Genomic DNA, 15,837 nt, shown 5'->3' on the forward strand with positions numbered 1-15,837 from the left:
GCATGGCGGTCCGCCCGACCCGCGCAAGGACGGTCGCCCTGGTGGCGGCCGTTCTTGTCTGCGCGATCGCCGCGTGGATCTGGCGCGAGCCTATGGCGCCGGTGCGCGCCGGCATGGCGCTGCAGGGGTGGTGGATCGGGCTGTGGGAGCAACGCCTGGTGGTCGGAGACCACCGGTGGGTCTACGACGAGCGCGAGGCGGCCGATCCCGCGGCGCCTACCGTGGTGATGGTGCACGGCTTCACCGGCAGCAAGGAAAACTGGTACCCGCTGGCCGAGCGGCTGGGGGGGCACTACCGGCTGGTGATCCCCGACCTGCCGGGCTGGGGCGAAAGCCAGCGCATCGAGGGCGCCGATTATGGCTTCGGCGCACAGGCCGACCGCCTGGCGCAGTTCCTGCAGCGCGTCCGCCGCGAGGGCAGCCCCATCGTCCTGCTGGGCCATTCGATGGGAGGCGGCATCGTCGCGGTCGCGGCGGCGCGGCATCCGCATCTGGTGGCGCGCGTTGGCCTGATCGATGCGGCCGGCGTGCGCTTCCGCGACAACCGTTTCGGCATCGACGTGCTGGCCGGGGAGAATCCCTTCGCAGTGGACGACGCGGCCTCGCTGCAGCGGTATCTGGATACCGTCTTCCACGATCGCAGCGTGCAGCCCGCCATCCCCTGGCCCGCCTCGCGGGCGGTGATCGACTGGCGCATCGCGCAGGCGCCGTTCGAGCAGCAGGTGCTGGACCGTATCGGTCGCGGCGGGGAGCGCTTCCTGCCCGGCGAGATGGCCGCCGCGATCCGGCAGCCGGCACTGCTGCTGTGGTGCCGGCAGGACCGCGTGATCGATCCCAGCGCGATGGCGCTGTACGCCCGGCAGATGCCGCAGGCGATCCAGGTTTCACTGGATGGGTGCGGCCACATGTCCATCATGGAAAAACCCGACGACGTGGCGGCCGCGGTCGCCCTGTTGATCCAGCGAGGTACACCCCGATGAAGCACACGATCAAGCCCCTACTGCTCGCCTTCGCCTGCGCCGTGGCCGTCGCCGCCTGTGGCGACCGCGAGGCCGAGCGCGCGGCGCAGGCCGCCGCCCAAGCCGCCGCCATCGAGCAGCAGGCCGACGAAGTGGCGAAGAAGTACGACAGCGCGCTGGCCTCCAACGACTGGGACATGGCGCGCATCCACGGCGTCGCCCTGCTCGACCAGTATCCGGACAGCGCCGCCGCCAGGCGCATCGGGCCCGGGCTGCAGGAGGTCAAGGCCAAGGCCGAGGCGGCGCGCGAGCTGCGCCGGATGGAATCGCTGTGGGACTATGCCCAGGTTTCCGCCGACGGCGGCACGCAGCGCTCGGCCGCGATCCTCAGCAAGGACCCCGTGGACGTGGACGGCACCGGCGCCAAGCCGGTGCAACTGGTGTTCCGCGACCATCCCAAGTGGAAGCGCAGCAGCTATCTGGTGCTGCAGGCCAGCGACTTCGCGAAGGCGTGCTACCGCCGCTGCCAGGTGACCGTGATCGCCGATGGCGGTACGCCGAAGCGGATGTCGGCCAACCGGCCGGACACCGACGAGGCCACCGCGATGTTCATCGACGACCACAAGGCGCTCTGGCGCCTGGCGCGCGAGAGCAAGGTGCTGGAGATCGAGTTCCCTGTGAAGGACGGCAGCACGCACAAGGCCGTGTTCGAGACGGGCGGGTTGGATGGCAAGCAGAGGGCCGGGGGGTGACCCGGCCACGGTAAGGGGGCGACGCGTCGGGATCAGTGCATGGCGGCCCGCTGCACCGGCGCGCGCAGGACGCGCGGGCCGAGCAGCGCGAAGCTGCCCACCCCCACCGCCTGCACCAGCAGGAAGGCCCATCCCAGGGCATTCGGGGCGATCCAGCCCAGCAGCGGCAACAGCACGCATTCGATCGCGTAGAGCGCATTGATCGCCACCATCGTCCACGCCGTGCCTCGCGGGACGGATGGCCGGCGCGCCAGCCAGAGCAGCCACGCCACATAGGGCAGCAACGCCAGGCCGACGCTGCGCAGCAGCATCTCGGGCACGCCGGTGACGGCGGCCAGCGGTGCCGCCAGCAGGGCCATCGCAAGGCCGACGGGCAGGGTCATGGCGACATCCCAGCGGATGAGCGTGCGCAGGCGGGGGTCGGGGGCAGGATGCGGATTCATGGTGGTGCCTCGTGTCGTCAGGGTGGGCGTCATGGTCGGCATGCATCTGCATGCCGTCGATTACCCCGTGGGTAAAGCGGGCAGTGAAGGGCGGGTGCTAAGGTCGCTGCATGGACACCGCCACGCCCTTCGGCCACCTGCTGCGTGACTGGCGCCAGCGCCGCCGCCTGACGCAACTCGACCTGGCCGATGCGGCGGGCGGCTCAACGCGGCCCGTGAGCTTCCTGGAAACCCATCGTTCGCTGCCCAGCCGCGCGCTGCTGATGCGGCTGGGAGCCGTGCTGGACATGCCGCTGCGCGAGCGCAACCGCATGCTGGTGTCCGCGGGTTTCGCGCCGATGTACCGCGAGCACCGCTGGGACGAGCAGGCACTCCAGGTCGCGCGCGAGGCCATCGAGCGCCTCCTGGCGGCGCATGAGCCGTACCCGGCGCTGGCGATCGACCGGCACTGGAACCTGGTGACGGCCAACGCCGCCGCGCAGCGGTTGATGGCAGGCCTGCCGGAAGCGCTGCTCGCGCCCGTCCCGAATGTCCTGCGTGCGAGCCTGCATCCGGATGGCCTGTCCTCGCGCATCGCCAACCTGCCGCAGTGGCGCGCGCACATCCTCGAGCGTCTGCAGCATCAGCACGAGGCAACCCAGGACCCCGTGCTGGACGACTTGCGGAAAGAACTGGCGGCGTATCCCGGTGGCGAGGCCGAGGACCCCGGCGCGGCGGAGGCGATCATCGTGCCCCTGCAGCTGCGCGGTCCCGATGGCCAGGCGCTGTCGTTCCTCGGCACGACGACCGTGTTCGGAACACCCAACGACGTGACCCTGGCCGAACTCGCGATCGAGTCCTTCTTTCCGGCCGACCCGGGCACCGCGGCCCTGCTGCATGCGATGGCGCAGGCCTGAGCGCACGCGGCGCCGGTCAGCTCATGCGCCGACCACCCGGTTCCGCCCCATCGCCTTCGCGCGGTACAGCGCGACATCGGCCTGGCTGAGCAACTGTTCCAGCCCGGTCATCCGTGCGGGCGCCGACGCCACCCCGATGCTGACGGTGATGTCCAGCAGGCGGCCATCCTCGAGAGGAATGAGCTCGCTGGCCAGCAGGCGCAGTCGTTCCGCGACGACGAGGGCGGCTGCGGCGTCCACGCCCGTGAGCAGCACGGCGAACTCTTCGCCGCCGAATCGCCCGAACAGGCCATCCTCGCGCAGATGATCGCGCATCCGGCCGGCGAACGTCGTCAGCACCGCGTCGCCCGCGGCGTGGCCGTGACGGTCGTTGACCGATTTGAAGTGGTCGATGTCCAGCATCATCGCCACCACCGTGCCGCCGGTCCGCTGCATGTGTTCCGCCAGCTCCAGGCCGCGCCGCAGGAAGGCGCTGCGGTTGAGCACGCCAGTCAGTGGGTCGTGGTCTGCGGCATGGTTCAGGGTGGCCAGCAACCGGTTGCGGGCCGCGTTCACGCTGGCCACGGTAAGCGGCGCCACCGCCAGCAGCGCCATGCCCATGCGCAGCGAAATCACAGGGTGCGCGCTCTGGTCCGGCAGCCCCAAGTCGATGATGCCGTGGGCGATGGCGATCAGCGTCCACATGCACAGCAACGCGGTGACGAGCGCGGTGGTGAACAGGCGGTAGGCGAGCGCGCACCACAACAGTGCCGGCACCGGGAAGGCGATGGCGCCCGGGCCGCCGACCGCCACCCCCAACACGAGGGCCAGTGCAAGCGCGGTAAGCGGCATGAGCACGCGTGGACGTTTCCGGGCACGCGCAAGCCCGGCGCGGACTTCTCGCCAGGCGCCGGCTGGCGATGGCGCCAGCAAGATCACGGGCAGCAAGGCGACGTAGCTGACCAGTTCGGCGGAGAACCAGAAGCCGCTGGCGGTCAGGAACCCCATCCGCATCAACGCATGCGAGGTCAGGCTGCCGACCAGGCTGGTGCAGACCGCCGCAGCGGCCGATGCCGCCAGGACCCACAGCATCGACAGCGGGTGCAGCAGGCGGCGGTCTTCCTCGCGCAGGTGCCGGAATACCAGATAGCCGGCCAGCACGCCGGCCAGGTTGGCAGCGGTGAGCCGCAGCGTGGTGGGCAGCGAAGTGCCCGTCAGCAGGTCGGCGGCGACGTAGCCCAGCGCGGCCGCGGCCCAGCCGGCCGGCGAGGCCAACGCGGGGCGGCGTGCGAACAGGCCCAGCAGCAGGGCATTGGTGGGCCAGAACGTGGCCAGCTGGGATTCGGGGCGGGTCAGGATGCCCAGGCCGCTGGCGAGGAAGACCACGCCCGCCACGAGCAGCGCCTGCAGGAGGAGTTGGCGTGCGGTCGCGAGCGTAGACGCGCGGAAGTGCTGCGGAGTGGAGTGCGGATGCTGCGCGACCATGTTGCCCCTGCCTGTTGCCGACTGCGCGGGGCAGGCCTCCGGGCCGATCCCCCGGAGTTACCTTACGTCACAAAGCCGAGCGGGGGGCGCTCGCCGAACGGCAGCCGGACAGGACATCGCCGGCCGCACCTCTCGACTCACATTTACAGTGCGTAGCCGAACTGCTGCTTGAACTGTTCGTTGAACTCGTCGAAATCGAAGCGCTGGTTCTGCGTGCCCGGATGTTCGACCTTCAATGCGCCCATCAGGTTGCCCATGCGGCCGATGGTCAGCCAGTCGTAGCCCTTCTCGATGCCGTAGATCAGGCCGGCGCGGAAGGCGTCGCCGCAGCCGGTGGGATCGGTCACGCGGCGCTCGTGCGCCGGCGGGATGTCGTAGGTCTTCTCTGGCGTGTGGATCTGCGAGCCGTGCGGGCCGCGCGTGGTGATGTAGGCCTTCACCCGCTTGACGATGTCGGCCTCGCTCCAGCCGGTGCGCTCCTGCAGCAGGTTCGACTCGTAGTCGTTGACCGTCACGTAGTCGGTCAGCTCGATGAAATGGCGCAGCTCCTCGCCGTTGAACAGCGGCATGGCCTGGCCCGGGTCGAAGATGAAGGGGATCCCCGCCTCGGCGAACTCGGCCGCGTTCTGCAGCATGCCCTCGCGCCCGTCGGGACTGACGATGCCGAAGCTCACGCCGGGCACGTCCTTCACGTGGTTCTCGTAGCTGCGCATCATCGCGCCCGGATGGAAGGCGGGGATCTGGTTGTTGTCGTGGTCGGTGGTGATGAAGGCCTGCGGGGTGAACAGTTCGTCGATCACCTTCACCTGGGACAGGTTGATGCCCTGTTCGACGAAGTGCTCGCGGTAGGGGCCGAAATCCTGGCCCACCGTGGCCATCGGGACCGGGTCGCCGCCCAGCAGCTTGAGGTTGTAGGCGATGTTGCCGGCGCAGCCGCCGAACTCGCGGCGCATGCGCGGCACCAGGAACGACACGTTCAGGATGTGCACCTTGTCCGGCAGGATGTGGTTCTTGAACTGGTCCGGGAACACCATGATGGTGTCGTAGGCAAGGGAACCACAGATCAGTGCGGACATCGGCAGACTCGGCTGGAGGCGGGTGCGGCCGCCCCGGGCCGCAGGAAAATCGGGACGTGCGCCCCATTCCCGGCGCGCCGGTGCGAAGGTTACCGGCTGGGGCCGGTGCCGACCAGCCTTGCCCGGGCGATGGCGGCCGCGCGATCGCCGGGGGCATGCGCGCGGACAGGCGACGTGGACAGCGGTTTTCGCCGGGGATTCACGAGATTTTTCCTTGCCCGCACCATGCCGGATTGTTAGGCTAGCTGACTTCGTTTTTTGCCCAAAAAATCGCCATTTCAAGGCGATCCGCCCCCAGCAGGAACCCGTCCCCCGATGTTCAAGAAGCTCCGCGGCATGTTCTCCAACGACCTGTCCATCGACCTGGGCACGGCCAATACCCTGATCTACGTGCGCGGGCAGGGGATCGTGCTGAACGAGCCCTCGGTGGTGGCGGTGCGCCAGGATCGCGCCATCGGCGGTTCGCGTTCGGTCGCGGCGGTCGGCGCGGAGGCCAAGCAGATGCTGGGCCGCACCCCGGGCCACATCACCACCATCCGCCCGATGAAGGACGGCGTGATCGCCGACTTCACCTACACCGAGGCGATGCTGAAGTACTTCATCAAGAAGGTGCACAAGTCGCGCTTCCTGCGCCCCAGCCCGCGCGTGCTGGTGTGCGTACCGGCCGGCTCCACCCAGGTCGAGCGCCGCGCCATCAAGGAATCGGCCGAGGAGGCCGGCGCCCGCGACGTCTACCTGATCGAGGAGCCCATGGCGGCCGCCATCGGCGCCGGCATGCCGGTGACCGAGGCGCGCGGTTCGATGGTCATCGACATCGGCGGCGGCACCACCGAGGTGGCGGTGATCTCGCTGAACGGCATCGTCTACTCGCAGTCGGTCCGCATCGGCGGCGACCGCTTCGACGAGTTCATCACCAACTACGTGCGCCGCAACCACGGCATGCTGATCGGTGAAGCCACGGCCGAGCGCATCAAGCTGGAGATCGGCTGCGCCTACCCGCAGGCCGAGGTGCAGGAGATGGAAATCTCCGGCCGCAACCTCGCCGAGGGCGTGCCGAAGATGATCAAGATCAATTCCAACGAAGTGCTGGAAGCCCTGCACGAACCGCTGTCCGGCATCGTCAGCGCGGTCAAGCTGGCCCTGGAACAGACCCCGCCGGAGCTGTGCGCCGACGTCGCCGAGCGCGGCATCGTGCTGACCGGTGGTGGCGCGCTGCTGCGCGACCTGGACCGCCTGATCAGCGAGGAAACCGGCCTGCACGTGCAGGTCGCCGACGATCCGCTGACCTGCGTGGCGCGTGGTGGTGGCCGTGCGCTGGAACTGGTCGACATGCACGGCAACGAGTTCTTCGCGCCGGAATGAGGCGGGTAACCGGGAACGGGGAACAGGGAGTGCAGGTTCGCGCCTGGTATCCGTTTCCGCGTCTCCCGGGATCGAACCGGTCGCCGTTCGGCGGCCGGCCCAGCACCACGCCATCGACAGGAATGGGGCATTCCCCGTTCCCTGTTCCCCGTTCCCGCACCTGATCGTCCGCCCGTGCCTTCCTACGCCGGCCCTCCCGTTGCCTCCCGTCCCGGCGAAGTCGCCAGCACCTTGCGGCTGCTGGCCTATCTGGCGCTGACCATCGCCCTGGTGATCCTGGATCATCGCGGTGGCTGGCTCTCGCAGGTGCGCGCGCAGGCCAACGTGGTGACGCAGCCCCTGTGGTGGCTGGCCGGCCTGCCCGGACGGCTGACCACGCGCGTGCAGGATGATGCCGCCACCCGCACCGGGCTGATCGAGGAGAACAGGCGCCTGCGCAACGAGATGCTGGTGGCCAATGCGCGGCTGGCCCGTCTGCAGACCGCGGCGGCGGACAATGCCCAGCTCCGCGCCCTGCTGGGGGTCAAGACCGCGCGCGGGCTGGAGGTGCAGCTCGCGCCCATCCTGGACATTGACCTGGCGCCGGGCCGCCAGCGCCTGGTGCTGGATGCGGGCAGCCGCGCAGGCGCCACGATCGGGCAGGCGGTGATCGATGCCGGTGGCCTGATGGGCCAGATCATCGAAACCACCCCGGCCCATGCCACCGTCCTGCTGCTCACCGACCCCGACCATGCCGTGCCCGTGGTGGTGGCGCGCAACGGCGTGCGCCTGATCGTCTATGGGCGCGGGCGCAGCGACCTGCTGGAGCTGGCCGACGTGCCGCTCAACAGCGGTGTGCAGGTCGGCGACATGCTGGTGACCTCGGGCCTGGGTGGGCGGTTTCCGGCCGGCTTCCCGGTCGGCAAGGTGGCCGCGCTGCGGCCCGACGACAGCCATGCGTTCCTCGTCGGCGACGTGACCCCGGCCGCGCGCCTGGACCGCGGCCGCGACGTCCTGCTGCTGAAGTCCGCGCCGCCGCAGCCGCTGCCGCCGGCGGATCCGTCGCGCTTCTTGCCTGAGGCTGCCACTCCTCCCCAGGCTGCCCAAACGCAGTCGCCTGCCGCGCCGACGACTCAAGGCCCCTCTCCCGTCGGGAGAGGGGTTGGGGAGAGGGGCAACGAAGGCGGAAATGGCGTGGGCAACCCCAGCGTATCCGCGCCTGCCACTGTTTCCCCGCAAGCTCCGCGCCCCGCGAACGCCCCGACCCTCACCCCAACCCCTCTCCCGAGGGGAGAGGGGCTCAACGGCGGTGCGCCCGCCACCGCAGAGGGGCTCAACCGCGGAGCTCGGCCTTCGCCCCGCCCGACCACGCAGGAGCCCCAGCGATGAGCCGCGCGCGCACCGGCTGGCTGATGCCGCTCAGCTTCATCGTCGCGCTGCTGCTGGGCCTGTTGCCGTTGCCCGACCTGCTGCAGCCGCTGCGCCCGTACTGGCTGGCGCTGGTGCTGGCGTACTGGGTGATCGAAGCGCCGGACAACGCCGGGCTGGGCCTGGCGGTGGTGGTGGGGCTGGTGGCGGACCTGATGTTCGGCACGCTGCTGGGCGAACAGGCCCTGCGGTTGCTGATCATGGCCTTCATCGTGCAGCGCTTCCGTGCGCGCCTGCGCTTCTTTCCGGTCTCGCAGCAGGCACTGGCCATCGGCGGCCTGCTGCTCAACGACCGCATCGTGACCACGGTGGTGCATCTGGCGCTGGGCGAGCCGACACTGCCTTGGCCTTACTGGTGGGCGCCGGTGCTGGGCATGCTGTTCTGGCCCCCGCTGTTCGTGTTGATGGATGCGCTGCGGCTCGGTCGCCGCAAGCGGGGCTGAGCGATGGCGGGCCTGCGCCGAAGGGGCAAGAATCCGCATGCCGAGGCGGACCAGTTCCGTCGTCGCGCGGTGATCGGCTTCGCCGTGGTCGGCGCCTGCCTGGTCGCGCTGGCGGCCTGGTACTTCAAGCTGCAGGTGATCGACCACGACGACTACGCGACGCGCTCGGAAGCCAACCGCATCCGGCCACGCCCGGTGGTGCCCGGCCGCGGCACCATCTACGACCGCAACGGCAGGCTGCTGGCGGAGAACGTGCCCGCGTTCCGGCTGGACGTCACCCCCGACAAGGTGAAGGACCCGGCGAAACTGGTCGCCGACCTGGGCAGGATCATCGCGCTCTCGCCCGAGGACGTCGAACGCTTCGAGGCCACGCGCAAGACCTCGCGCGGTTTCCGCCCGATCACGCTGAAGCTGCGCGTGTCCGAGGAGGAGATGGCGCGCTTCGCGGTGGACCGCTGGCGCTACCCGGGCGTGGAACTGGTGCCCTACCTGACCCGGCGCTACCCCTACGGCGACCTGTTCGCGCACATCGTCGGCTACGTGGGGCGCGTGGACGAAAAGGACCTGGAGCAGCTGGGCGAGATCAACAGTGCGCTGACCCACATCGGCAAGACCGGGCTGGAGCGCTACTACGACGAACAGCTGCGCGGGAAGATCGGTTACGAGAAGGTCGAGACCAACGTGGAAGGGCGCGCGCTGCGCGTGGTCGGCCGCGTGCCCGCCCAGGCCGGCACCGACCTGCGGCTGAGCGTGGATGCCACGCTGCAGCAGGCGATCGTCGACGCTTTCGGCGAGCTGGAGGGTTCGGCGATCGCGGTGGATCCGCGCACCGGCGAGATCCTGGCGATGGTCAGCCTGCCCAGCTACGACCCCAACCTGTTCGTCAACGGCATCTCCAGCAAGGATTTCCGGATACTCAACGAAAACCCCTCGCGGCCGCAGTTCAACCGGCTGGGGCTGGGCGGCGTGGCGCCGGGGTCGACGCTGAAGCCGCTGATCGCGCTGGCGGGCCTGGACAGCGGCAAGCGCAGGCCGGAGGACACGGTGGTGTCCACCGGCATGTTCTACCTGCCCGGCACCCGCCGCGGCTGGGGCGATGCCAGCCGGCGCGGCCACGGCGGGACCGACCTGCGCAAGGCGATCTCGCAGTCGGTGAACACCTATTACTACCGGCTGGCGCTGGACCTGGGCATCGCCCAGTTCGACGAGTACATGGCGCACTATGGCTTCGGCCAGCCCACCGGCATCGACCTGCGTGGCGAGATCGGCGGCATCCTGCCGTCGCCGCAGGCCAAGCTGAAGGCGCGCAGGGAGCGCTGGTATCCGGGCGACACCGTCAATGCGGCCATCGGCCAGGGCGACTGGAAGGTCACCCCGCTGCAGCTGGTGCGCGCCACGGCCGGCCTGGCCGACGGGCAATTGCGCCGGCCGCATCTGGTGGCGCAGACGCGCGTGGGCTTCGATCGCCCGTGGGAGCCGGTGCCGCAGCCGCCACCGGTCCCGATCAGTCCCAACCCGGCGAATGTCGAAGTGGTGCGCCAGGGCATGCAGGACACCATGCGGCCGGGCGGCACCGGCTGGCGCGTGGCGCTGGGCGCGCCCTACCTGATGGCGGGCAAGACCGGCACCGCCCAGGTGATCAGCCGGCGCGGCACCGCCGCGGTCGATCCACGCAGCCTGCCCATGCATTTGCGCCACCGTTCGCTGTTCGTCGGTTTCGCCCCGGCGGACAACCCGACCATCGCCATCGCCATCGCGGTGGAAGGCGGCGGTTACGGCGGCAGCACCGCCGGGCCGATGGCGCGCAAGATCTTCGACGCGTACCTGCTGGGGAAGATGCCGGAGAAGGAGGGCGAGGAAGGGGTGCCCGTCGGCACTACGCCAGCGACCCCGCCCGCTGCGCCGACACCGGCCGCACCGACGCGGCCGCCTGCGAATCCGGTGCCGGGCACAAGTCCGAGCCAGGGCACTAGCCCCTCTCCCACCGGGAGAGGGGTTGGGGTGAGGGTTAACGAAGGTCGTGTGGGTGCGAGCTCCAGTAACTCGACCGCGCTCGCACCGCGCTCCTCTTCTATCCCCGGCATCGCGCCTGTCCTGCCCCTCTCCCCCCCCCCTCTCTCCCACGGGGACTTCCTTCGGTCGCCGCAGGGAGAGGGGCTTGAAGTCGCCTCTGCGTCGAGGAGGTCGGCATGACCGAACTCCTGCGCTGGGGCGTCGATCTGCTGCGCCACCTGCTGCGCACGCTCGACTGGCCGTTGCTGGGCGCGCTGCTGGCGCTGATGGCGATCGGCCTGGCCGTGCTGTACAGCGCGGGCGGCGAAGCACTCGGTTCGCACCTGGTGTTGGCGCAGGGCGTGCGCTTCGGCGTGGGGCTGGTGGCGATGTGGGCGCTGTCGCGGATCACCCCGGTGCGCCTGCGCGCATGGACGCCCGGCGTGTTCGCGGTGGCGCTGGTGCCGCTGGTGCTGGTGCTGTTCATCGGCACCGGCAAGCATGGCGCGCACTGGATCGACCTGAAGTTCTTCTACCTGCAGCCCTCGGAGCTGCTGAAGATCGCGCTGCCGATGATGCTGGCCTGGTACCTGCATCGCGAGCCGCTGCCACCGGGCTGGCGCACGACGATCGTGGCGGCGCTGCTGATCGGCCTGCCGACCGGGCTGATCCTGCTGCAGCCGGATTTCGGTACCGCCATGCTGGTGGCGGCCAGTGGGGTGTTCGGCCTGTATCTGGCGGGCCTGTCGTGGTGGTGGTTCATCACCGCCGGCTTGCTCGGCGGTACCGCCGTGGGGCTGGTGATGTTCGCCCCGATCTCGTGGTTCTCGTTCCTGCGCGAATACCAGCAGAACCGCATCCTGACCTTCCGCGACCCGGAGAACGATCCGCTCGGTGCAGGATGGAACATCCTGCAGTCGAAGATCGCCATCGGCGGCGGCGGCTGGACCGGCAAGGGCTGGGGCCAGGGCTCGCAGTCGCACCTGGATTACCTGCCCGAACACACCACCGACTTCATCTTCTCGGTGTTGTCGGAGGAGTTCGGCTGGGGGGGCGTGGCCGTCGTGTTGCTGCTGTACCTGTTCGTGGTGGGGCGCTGCCTGTGGATCGCGATGGATGCGCGCGACACCTACTCGCGCCTGCTCGCCGGCACGTTGGGCATGGCGCTGTTCGTCTACGTGATCGTCAACGGCGGCATGGTGTCCGGCCTGCTGCCCGTGGTGGGCGTGCCGATGCCGCTGCTCAGCTACGGCGGCACGTCCGCGGTGTCGCTGCTGGCGGGCCTGGGCCTGGTGATGGCGGTGCGCGCGCATCGGCCTGTGCATGGGTATTGATGCCTCATCGGCACGTGCTCTGTTCACCCTGCGCGGAAAGTCGCGTGCTACCCTCGCGCCGATGATGCGACGCGTAATTCCCTGTCTGCTGGTGCTGGCCCTTGCGTCCTGCGCCACTCCGCAACCGCCGCCGCCGGCTTCTTCGGCGACGCCTTCCGCCGCCGCAACGACGACGCCCGCCGAGACCTCGGTGGAGCGCGTCGCCGAGGTGCCGCCCGAAGCGCTGGCGCCAGTCGACTTCCCCACGGCGCGTGCGCCGTTCGTGCGCGACACCGCGGCGAAGTACGGCATCGCCCCGGCCGAGATCGAAGCGACGCTGGCCAAGGCGCAGTTCCTCGAAAGCGTGGTCGCGGCGATGTCGCGCCCCGCCGAACGCGTGAAGCCGTGGAGCGAGTATCGCGTGGGCTTCCTCACCCAGGCGCGCATCGACGGTGGCCGCAGGTTCATCGCCGAGCATCGCGACGAACTCACCCGCGTCGAGCAGCAGTACGGCGTACCCGCGGAAGTGATCGTGTCGATCATCGGCGTGGAGACCAACTACGGCGGCTTCACGGGCCGGCACAAGGCGCTGGATGCGCTGTATACGCTGGCCTTCCGCTATCCGCGCAGCGGCAATCCCGAGCGCGCCGCCTACGAGTACCGCCGCGAGCAGTTCTTCCGCGATGAACTGGCGCAGCTGTTCGCGCTGGGTCGCGAGGAACGGCTCGACATCGCCACGCTGACCGGCAGCTATGCCGGGGCGATGGGGTTGGGCCAGTTCATGCCGTCGAGTTACCGCGAGTTCGCGGTCGACGGCAACGGCGATGGTCGTCGCGACCTGTTCACCACCTACCCGGACATCTTCGCCTCGATCGCCAACTACTTCCGCAAGAAGGGCGGCGAGCGCGGCGGCTGGGTGCCGGGCGGTGCGGTGGTCGCCCGTGCGCAGCTGCAGGACGGCTTCGCCGAGTTCAATCCGGAAACGTGGACGCCCGACTACACGCTGGCGCAGCTGGCCGAGAAGGGCTATCGCCCGCTGGAGCCGGTGGCGCCCGACGCCACCGCCACGCTGGTGCAGCTGGACGGCGCCGACGGCAAGCAGTACTGGCTGGGCTTCCAGAACTACTACGCCATCACCCGCTACAACAACTCGAAGATGTACGCGATGGCGGTGCACCAGCTGTCGCAGGCCATCGCCGGCCGCGAGATCCCGCCGGCATGAAGCGGCTGGCCCTGCCGCTGCTGGCGATGGCGCTGGCCGCATGCAGCACGGCGCCGAAGAAGTCTCCGCCGCCACCGACCGGCGGCACCGCCTCGCCGCCGACCGCATCCTCCGGTGCCGACGCCGGCAAGGACTGTTCGCGCTACGCGCCGGCACAGGAAGATCCGAGCACACGCGGCCACTACACCGCCGGCGGCCTGTACAAGCCCGGCGTGGCGGACAGCACGCCTGACCACCTGCCAGACCTGGACTGCATCCGCGAGCCCCAGGTCACCGCCGAACCGCGCTCGCGCGTCGGCAACAAGTCGCCGTACTCGGTGCTGGGCAAGCAGTACCGCGTACTGGACCGCGTCGACGGTTATGTGGAGCAGGGCACCGCGTCGTACTACGGCAACAAGTTCCATGGCCGTCGCACCTCCAACCAGGAGGTGTACGACATGTACGCGTACAGCGCGGCGCACAAGTCGCTGCCGCTGCCCAGCTTCGCGCGGGTCACCAACCTGGACAACGGCAAGTCGGTCGTGGTGCGCGTGAACGATCGCGGTCCGTTCCACGAGGGGCGCGTGATCGACCTCAGCTACGCCGCCGCGGTGAAACTGGGCATCACCCAGCGCGGCACCGGGCGGGTGGAAGTGCGCGCACTGACCCCCGATGGCGCCTCGCTGGCGGCGGCGCCGGCCCCCGTACCCGCGCCCGCCGCCCCGTCGGCGATGGATCAGCTGGTCGGCGCGCTGCCGAAGGACGCGGCGCGTTACCACGTGCCGGCCAAGACGGGCGACACGCCCAGCGCGGCCGGATTCGAGGCCTGGATGAAGGCCAACGGCGTGCGCGTGGCATCGGGCAGGTCGGCAACGCCCATGGCGTCCTCCACCGCCAGTGCCGTCCTGTCCGCACCGGCCACGCCGGTACGGGAGACCGCGCCAGCCCCGGCGTCCATGCCCCTGCCGCCAGCGCTGCAGCTGCAGGTCGCCAGCTTCTCCAGCCGCGACAACGCCGATCGCGCACTTGCGCGACTGGTCGCTGCGGGCATCGCCGAAGCACGCCTCAGCGATGTGCCCGGCGCGGCGCGTCCGCTGTGGCGCCTGCGGGTGGGCGCGGCCGATGCGGCCTCGGCGGAAGCACTGGCAGGCAGGATCGCCAGCCTGGGCTTCGGTCGTCCGCAGATCGTCCGCGAATAAGCCGATCGCAGCGTATTCCCGGCCTTTTTTACGTCTTTCCAACCCCAGCCACGGCCGGCCTCCCTACAATATCCGCCTTGAACCGTCAGGCCCACACGGCCTTGCCAGGAGTTTTCCGCCGATGAAGTTCCGTTTCGCTCTCGCCGCGCTCGCGACCACCGCCATGGGCCTAGCCATTGCCCAGACGCCCGCGCCTACCCCCGCGTCCGCCGCGCCGGCGACCCCCGCCGTCGAGATCCCGCCGCCGCCCAAGCCCACCGCCACGGCGTGGGTGCTGATGGACCACATCACCGGCCAGGTGCTGGCGGGCGAGAACTACACCCAGCGCGTCGAGCCGGCCAGCATCACCAAGGTCATGACCTCATACGTACTGGCGGCCGAGCAGAAGAACGGCAAGATCAAGCCCGACGACCAGGTGATGATGAGCGAGCGCGCCTGGCGCGAGGGCGGTGCCGGCACCGACGGCAGCTACAGCGGCTTCGCCGTCAACAAGACCGCGCCGTTGATCGACATGGAAAAGGGCATGGCCGTGCAGTCGGGCAACGACGCCGCCATCGCGCTGGCGGAACATGCCGCGGGCAGCCAGGAAGCCTTCGCGTCGCTGATGAACAACTACGCCGCGCAGATCGGCATGAAGGGCTCGCACTTCGTCAATGCGCACGGCCTGTCCGCGCCGGAGCATTACTCCACGGCATACGACCTGGCGCTGCTGGGCCGGGCCTTCATCCGCGACTACCCCGAGCAGTACGCGTACAACAAGATCAAGGAATTCACGGTCGGCGCCATCACCCAGCCGAACCGCAACCTGCTGCTGTGGCGCGACGCAAGCGTGGACGGCATCAAGACCGGCCACCATTCCGCCGCGGGCTACTGCCTGATGAGCTCGGCCAAGCGTGGCGACCAGCGCCTGATCGCCGTGGTGATGGGGTCCACCTCCGAGAAGCAGCGCGCCGACGACAGCCTGGCGCTGCTCAACTGGGGTTTCCGCTTCTACGAAACGCACCGCCTGTACGAACCGGGCAAGGCCATCGCCACCCAGCGCGTGTGGAAGGGCAAGGCCAAGGAAGTCCAACTGGGCGTCGCGCAGCCGATGCTGGTCAGCGTGCCGCGCGGCCGCTACGACGACCTGAAGCCGACCATGGACGTGCCCAAGACGCTGGTGGCGCCGATCGCCGCCGGCCAGGCCATCGGCACGGTGAAGGTCACGCTGGACGGCAAGGTCGTGGCGGAGTCGCCGCTGGTGGCGATCACCGCCATCGAGGAGGCCGGCTTCTTCAAGCGGCTGTGGGATGCGTTCTGGATGTGGTGGGAGTCGGAGTGATCCGCCCCG

14 protein-coding genes are annotated in these 15,837 nt (G+C 69.7%); 11 read left to right on the forward strand and 3 right to left on the reverse strand.

All coding sequences use genetic code 11. From position 1 onward, the window contains the following. Positions 1-2 precede the first annotated feature (2 nt). Both CSC76_RS00095 and CSC76_RS00100 read left to right on the forward strand, forming a co-directional pair. The gene (locus tag CSC76_RS00095; protein WP_162108033.1) at positions 3-980 is read left to right on the forward strand and encodes an alpha/beta fold hydrolase; all 978 of its coding nucleotides are present in this window, start codon (positions 3-5) and stop codon (positions 978-980) included. An 8-nt stretch (positions 981-988) separates the two neighbouring features. Further along, entirely contained in the window at positions 989-1,711 is a 723-nt protein-coding gene (locus CSC76_RS00100) for a hypothetical protein (RefSeq protein WP_162108183.1), read from the forward strand. Positions 1,712-1,743: 32 nt separating this feature from the next. Here CSC76_RS00100 and CSC76_RS00105 read toward each other — a convergent pair whose 3' ends face one another. Continuing rightward, complete coding sequence (locus tag CSC76_RS00105; RefSeq protein WP_162108034.1) at positions 1,744-2,187, reverse strand: hypothetical protein; 444 nt, start codon at positions 2,185-2,187, stop codon at positions 1,744-1,746. Between the two features lie 77 nt (positions 2,188-2,264). Here CSC76_RS00105 and CSC76_RS00110 point away from each other — a divergent pair, with 77 nt between their 5' ends. Then, the gene (locus tag CSC76_RS00110; protein ID WP_162108035.1) at positions 2,265-3,050 is read left to right on the forward strand and encodes a helix-turn-helix transcriptional regulator; all 786 of its coding nucleotides are present in this window, start codon (positions 2,265-2,267) and stop codon (positions 3,048-3,050) included. A 21-nt stretch (positions 3,051-3,071) separates the two neighbouring features. On the opposite strand, the gene CSC76_RS00115 is transcribed toward CSC76_RS00110, so the two are convergent. Together CSC76_RS00115 and CSC76_RS00120 are read right to left on the reverse strand one after the other, a co-directional pair. Continuing rightward, positions 3,072-4,514, reverse strand: a complete 1,443-nt coding sequence (locus tag CSC76_RS00115; RefSeq protein ID WP_162108036.1) for a GGDEF domain-containing protein — start codon at positions 4,512-4,514, stop codon at positions 3,072-3,074. Between the two features lie 143 nt (positions 4,515-4,657). Further along, the gene (locus CSC76_RS00120) at positions 4,658-5,590 is read right to left on the reverse strand and encodes a carbohydrate kinase family protein (protein WP_162108037.1); all 933 of its coding nucleotides are present in this window, start codon (positions 5,588-5,590) and stop codon (positions 4,658-4,660) included. Between the two features lie 315 nt (positions 5,591-5,905). On the opposite strand from CSC76_RS00120, the gene CSC76_RS00125 reads away from it, so the two are divergent. The 8 genes from CSC76_RS00125 to CSC76_RS00160 all read left to right on the forward strand — a co-directional run bounded on the left by CSC76_RS00125 (position 5,906) and on the right by CSC76_RS00160 (position 15,828). Then, a complete protein-coding gene (locus tag CSC76_RS00125) occupies positions 5,906-6,952 on the forward strand; it encodes a rod shape-determining protein (protein WP_055937350.1) in 1,047 nt (348 codons plus the stop codon). Positions 6,953-7,126: 174 nt separating this feature from the next. Continuing rightward, positions 7,127-8,320 (forward strand): rod shape-determining protein MreC, encoded by a 1,194-nt coding sequence (gene mreC / locus CSC76_RS00130; RefSeq protein ID WP_162108038.1) that lies wholly within the window; start codon positions 7,127-7,129, stop codon positions 8,318-8,320. Then, complete coding sequence (mreD, locus tag CSC76_RS00135; RefSeq protein WP_162108039.1) at positions 8,317-8,802, forward strand: rod shape-determining protein MreD; 486 nt, start codon at positions 8,317-8,319, stop codon at positions 8,800-8,802. Before mreC ends, mreD begins: the two co-directional genes overlap by 4 nt. Before the next feature lie 3 nt (positions 8,803-8,805). Beyond that, complete coding sequence (gene mrdA, locus CSC76_RS00140) at positions 8,806-10,995, forward strand: penicillin-binding protein 2 (RefSeq protein WP_162108040.1); 2,190 nt, start codon at positions 8,806-8,808, stop codon at positions 10,993-10,995. After that, on the forward strand, positions 10,992-12,128 hold the full coding sequence (rodA, locus tag CSC76_RS00145; protein ID WP_162108041.1) for a rod shape-determining protein RodA: 1,137 nt from the start codon (positions 10,992-10,994) through the stop codon (positions 12,126-12,128). The genes mrdA and rodA overlap by 4 nt, the downstream gene beginning before the upstream one ends. 61 nt (positions 12,129-12,189) lie before the next feature. After that, the gene (mltB, locus tag CSC76_RS00150) at positions 12,190-13,329 is read left to right on the forward strand and encodes a lytic murein transglycosylase B (RefSeq protein WP_162108042.1); all 1,140 of its coding nucleotides are present in this window, start codon (positions 12,190-12,192) and stop codon (positions 13,327-13,329) included. Next, positions 13,326-14,507, forward strand: coding sequence for a septal ring lytic transglycosylase RlpA family protein (locus CSC76_RS00155; protein WP_162108043.1), 1,182 nt, complete (start codon positions 13,326-13,328; stop codon positions 14,505-14,507). Before mltB ends, CSC76_RS00155 begins: the two co-directional genes overlap by 4 nt. A 121-nt stretch (positions 14,508-14,628) precedes the next feature. Then, positions 14,629-15,828, forward strand: coding sequence for a D-alanyl-D-alanine carboxypeptidase family protein (locus tag CSC76_RS00160; protein ID WP_162108044.1), 1,200 nt, complete (start codon positions 14,629-14,631; stop codon positions 15,826-15,828). The last annotated feature ends 9 nt before the right edge of the window (positions 15,829-15,837 follow it).

It is taken from the genome of Pseudoxanthomonas mexicana, from assembly GCF_010093385.1.
Classification (GTDB): Bacteria; Pseudomonadota; Gammaproteobacteria; order Xanthomonadales; family Xanthomonadaceae; genus Pseudoxanthomonas_A; species Pseudoxanthomonas_A mexicana.

Coding starts and splice junctions, on each gene's coding strand:
- CSC76_RS00095 (WP_162108033.1), top strand. CDS start 3: ATGGCGGTCCGCCCGACCCGCGCAAGGACGGTCGCCCTGGTGGCGGCC.
- CSC76_RS00105 (WP_162108034.1), bottom strand. CDS start 2,187: ATGACGCCCACCCTGACGACACGAGGCACCACCATGAATCCGCATCCT.
- CSC76_RS00110 (WP_162108035.1), top strand. CDS start 2,265: ATGGACACCGCCACGCCCTTCGGCCACCTGCTGCGTGACTGGCGCCAG.
- CSC76_RS00115 (WP_162108036.1), bottom strand. CDS start 4,514: ATGGTCGCGCAGCATCCGCACTCCACTCCGCAGCACTTCCGCGCGTCT.
- CSC76_RS00120 (WP_162108037.1), bottom strand. CDS start 5,590: ATGTCCGCACTGATCTGTGGTTCCCTTGCCTACGACACCATCATGGTG.
- CSC76_RS00125 (WP_055937350.1), top strand. CDS start 5,906: ATGTTCAAGAAGCTCCGCGGCATGTTCTCCAACGACCTGTCCATCGAC.
- mreD (WP_162108039.1), top strand. CDS start 8,317: ATGAGCCGCGCGCGCACCGGCTGGCTGATGCCGCTCAGCTTCATCGTC.
- mrdA (WP_162108040.1), top strand. CDS start 8,806: ATGGCGGGCCTGCGCCGAAGGGGCAAGAATCCGCATGCCGAGGCGGAC.
- rodA (WP_162108041.1), top strand. CDS start 10,992: ATGACCGAACTCCTGCGCTGGGGCGTCGATCTGCTGCGCCACCTGCTG.
- mltB (WP_162108042.1), top strand. CDS start 12,190: ATGATGCGACGCGTAATTCCCTGTCTGCTGGTGCTGGCCCTTGCGTCC.
- CSC76_RS00155 (WP_162108043.1), top strand. CDS start 13,326: ATGAAGCGGCTGGCCCTGCCGCTGCTGGCGATGGCGCTGGCCGCATGC.
- CSC76_RS00160 (WP_162108044.1), top strand. CDS start 14,629: ATGAAGTTCCGTTTCGCTCTCGCCGCGCTCGCGACCACCGCCATGGGC.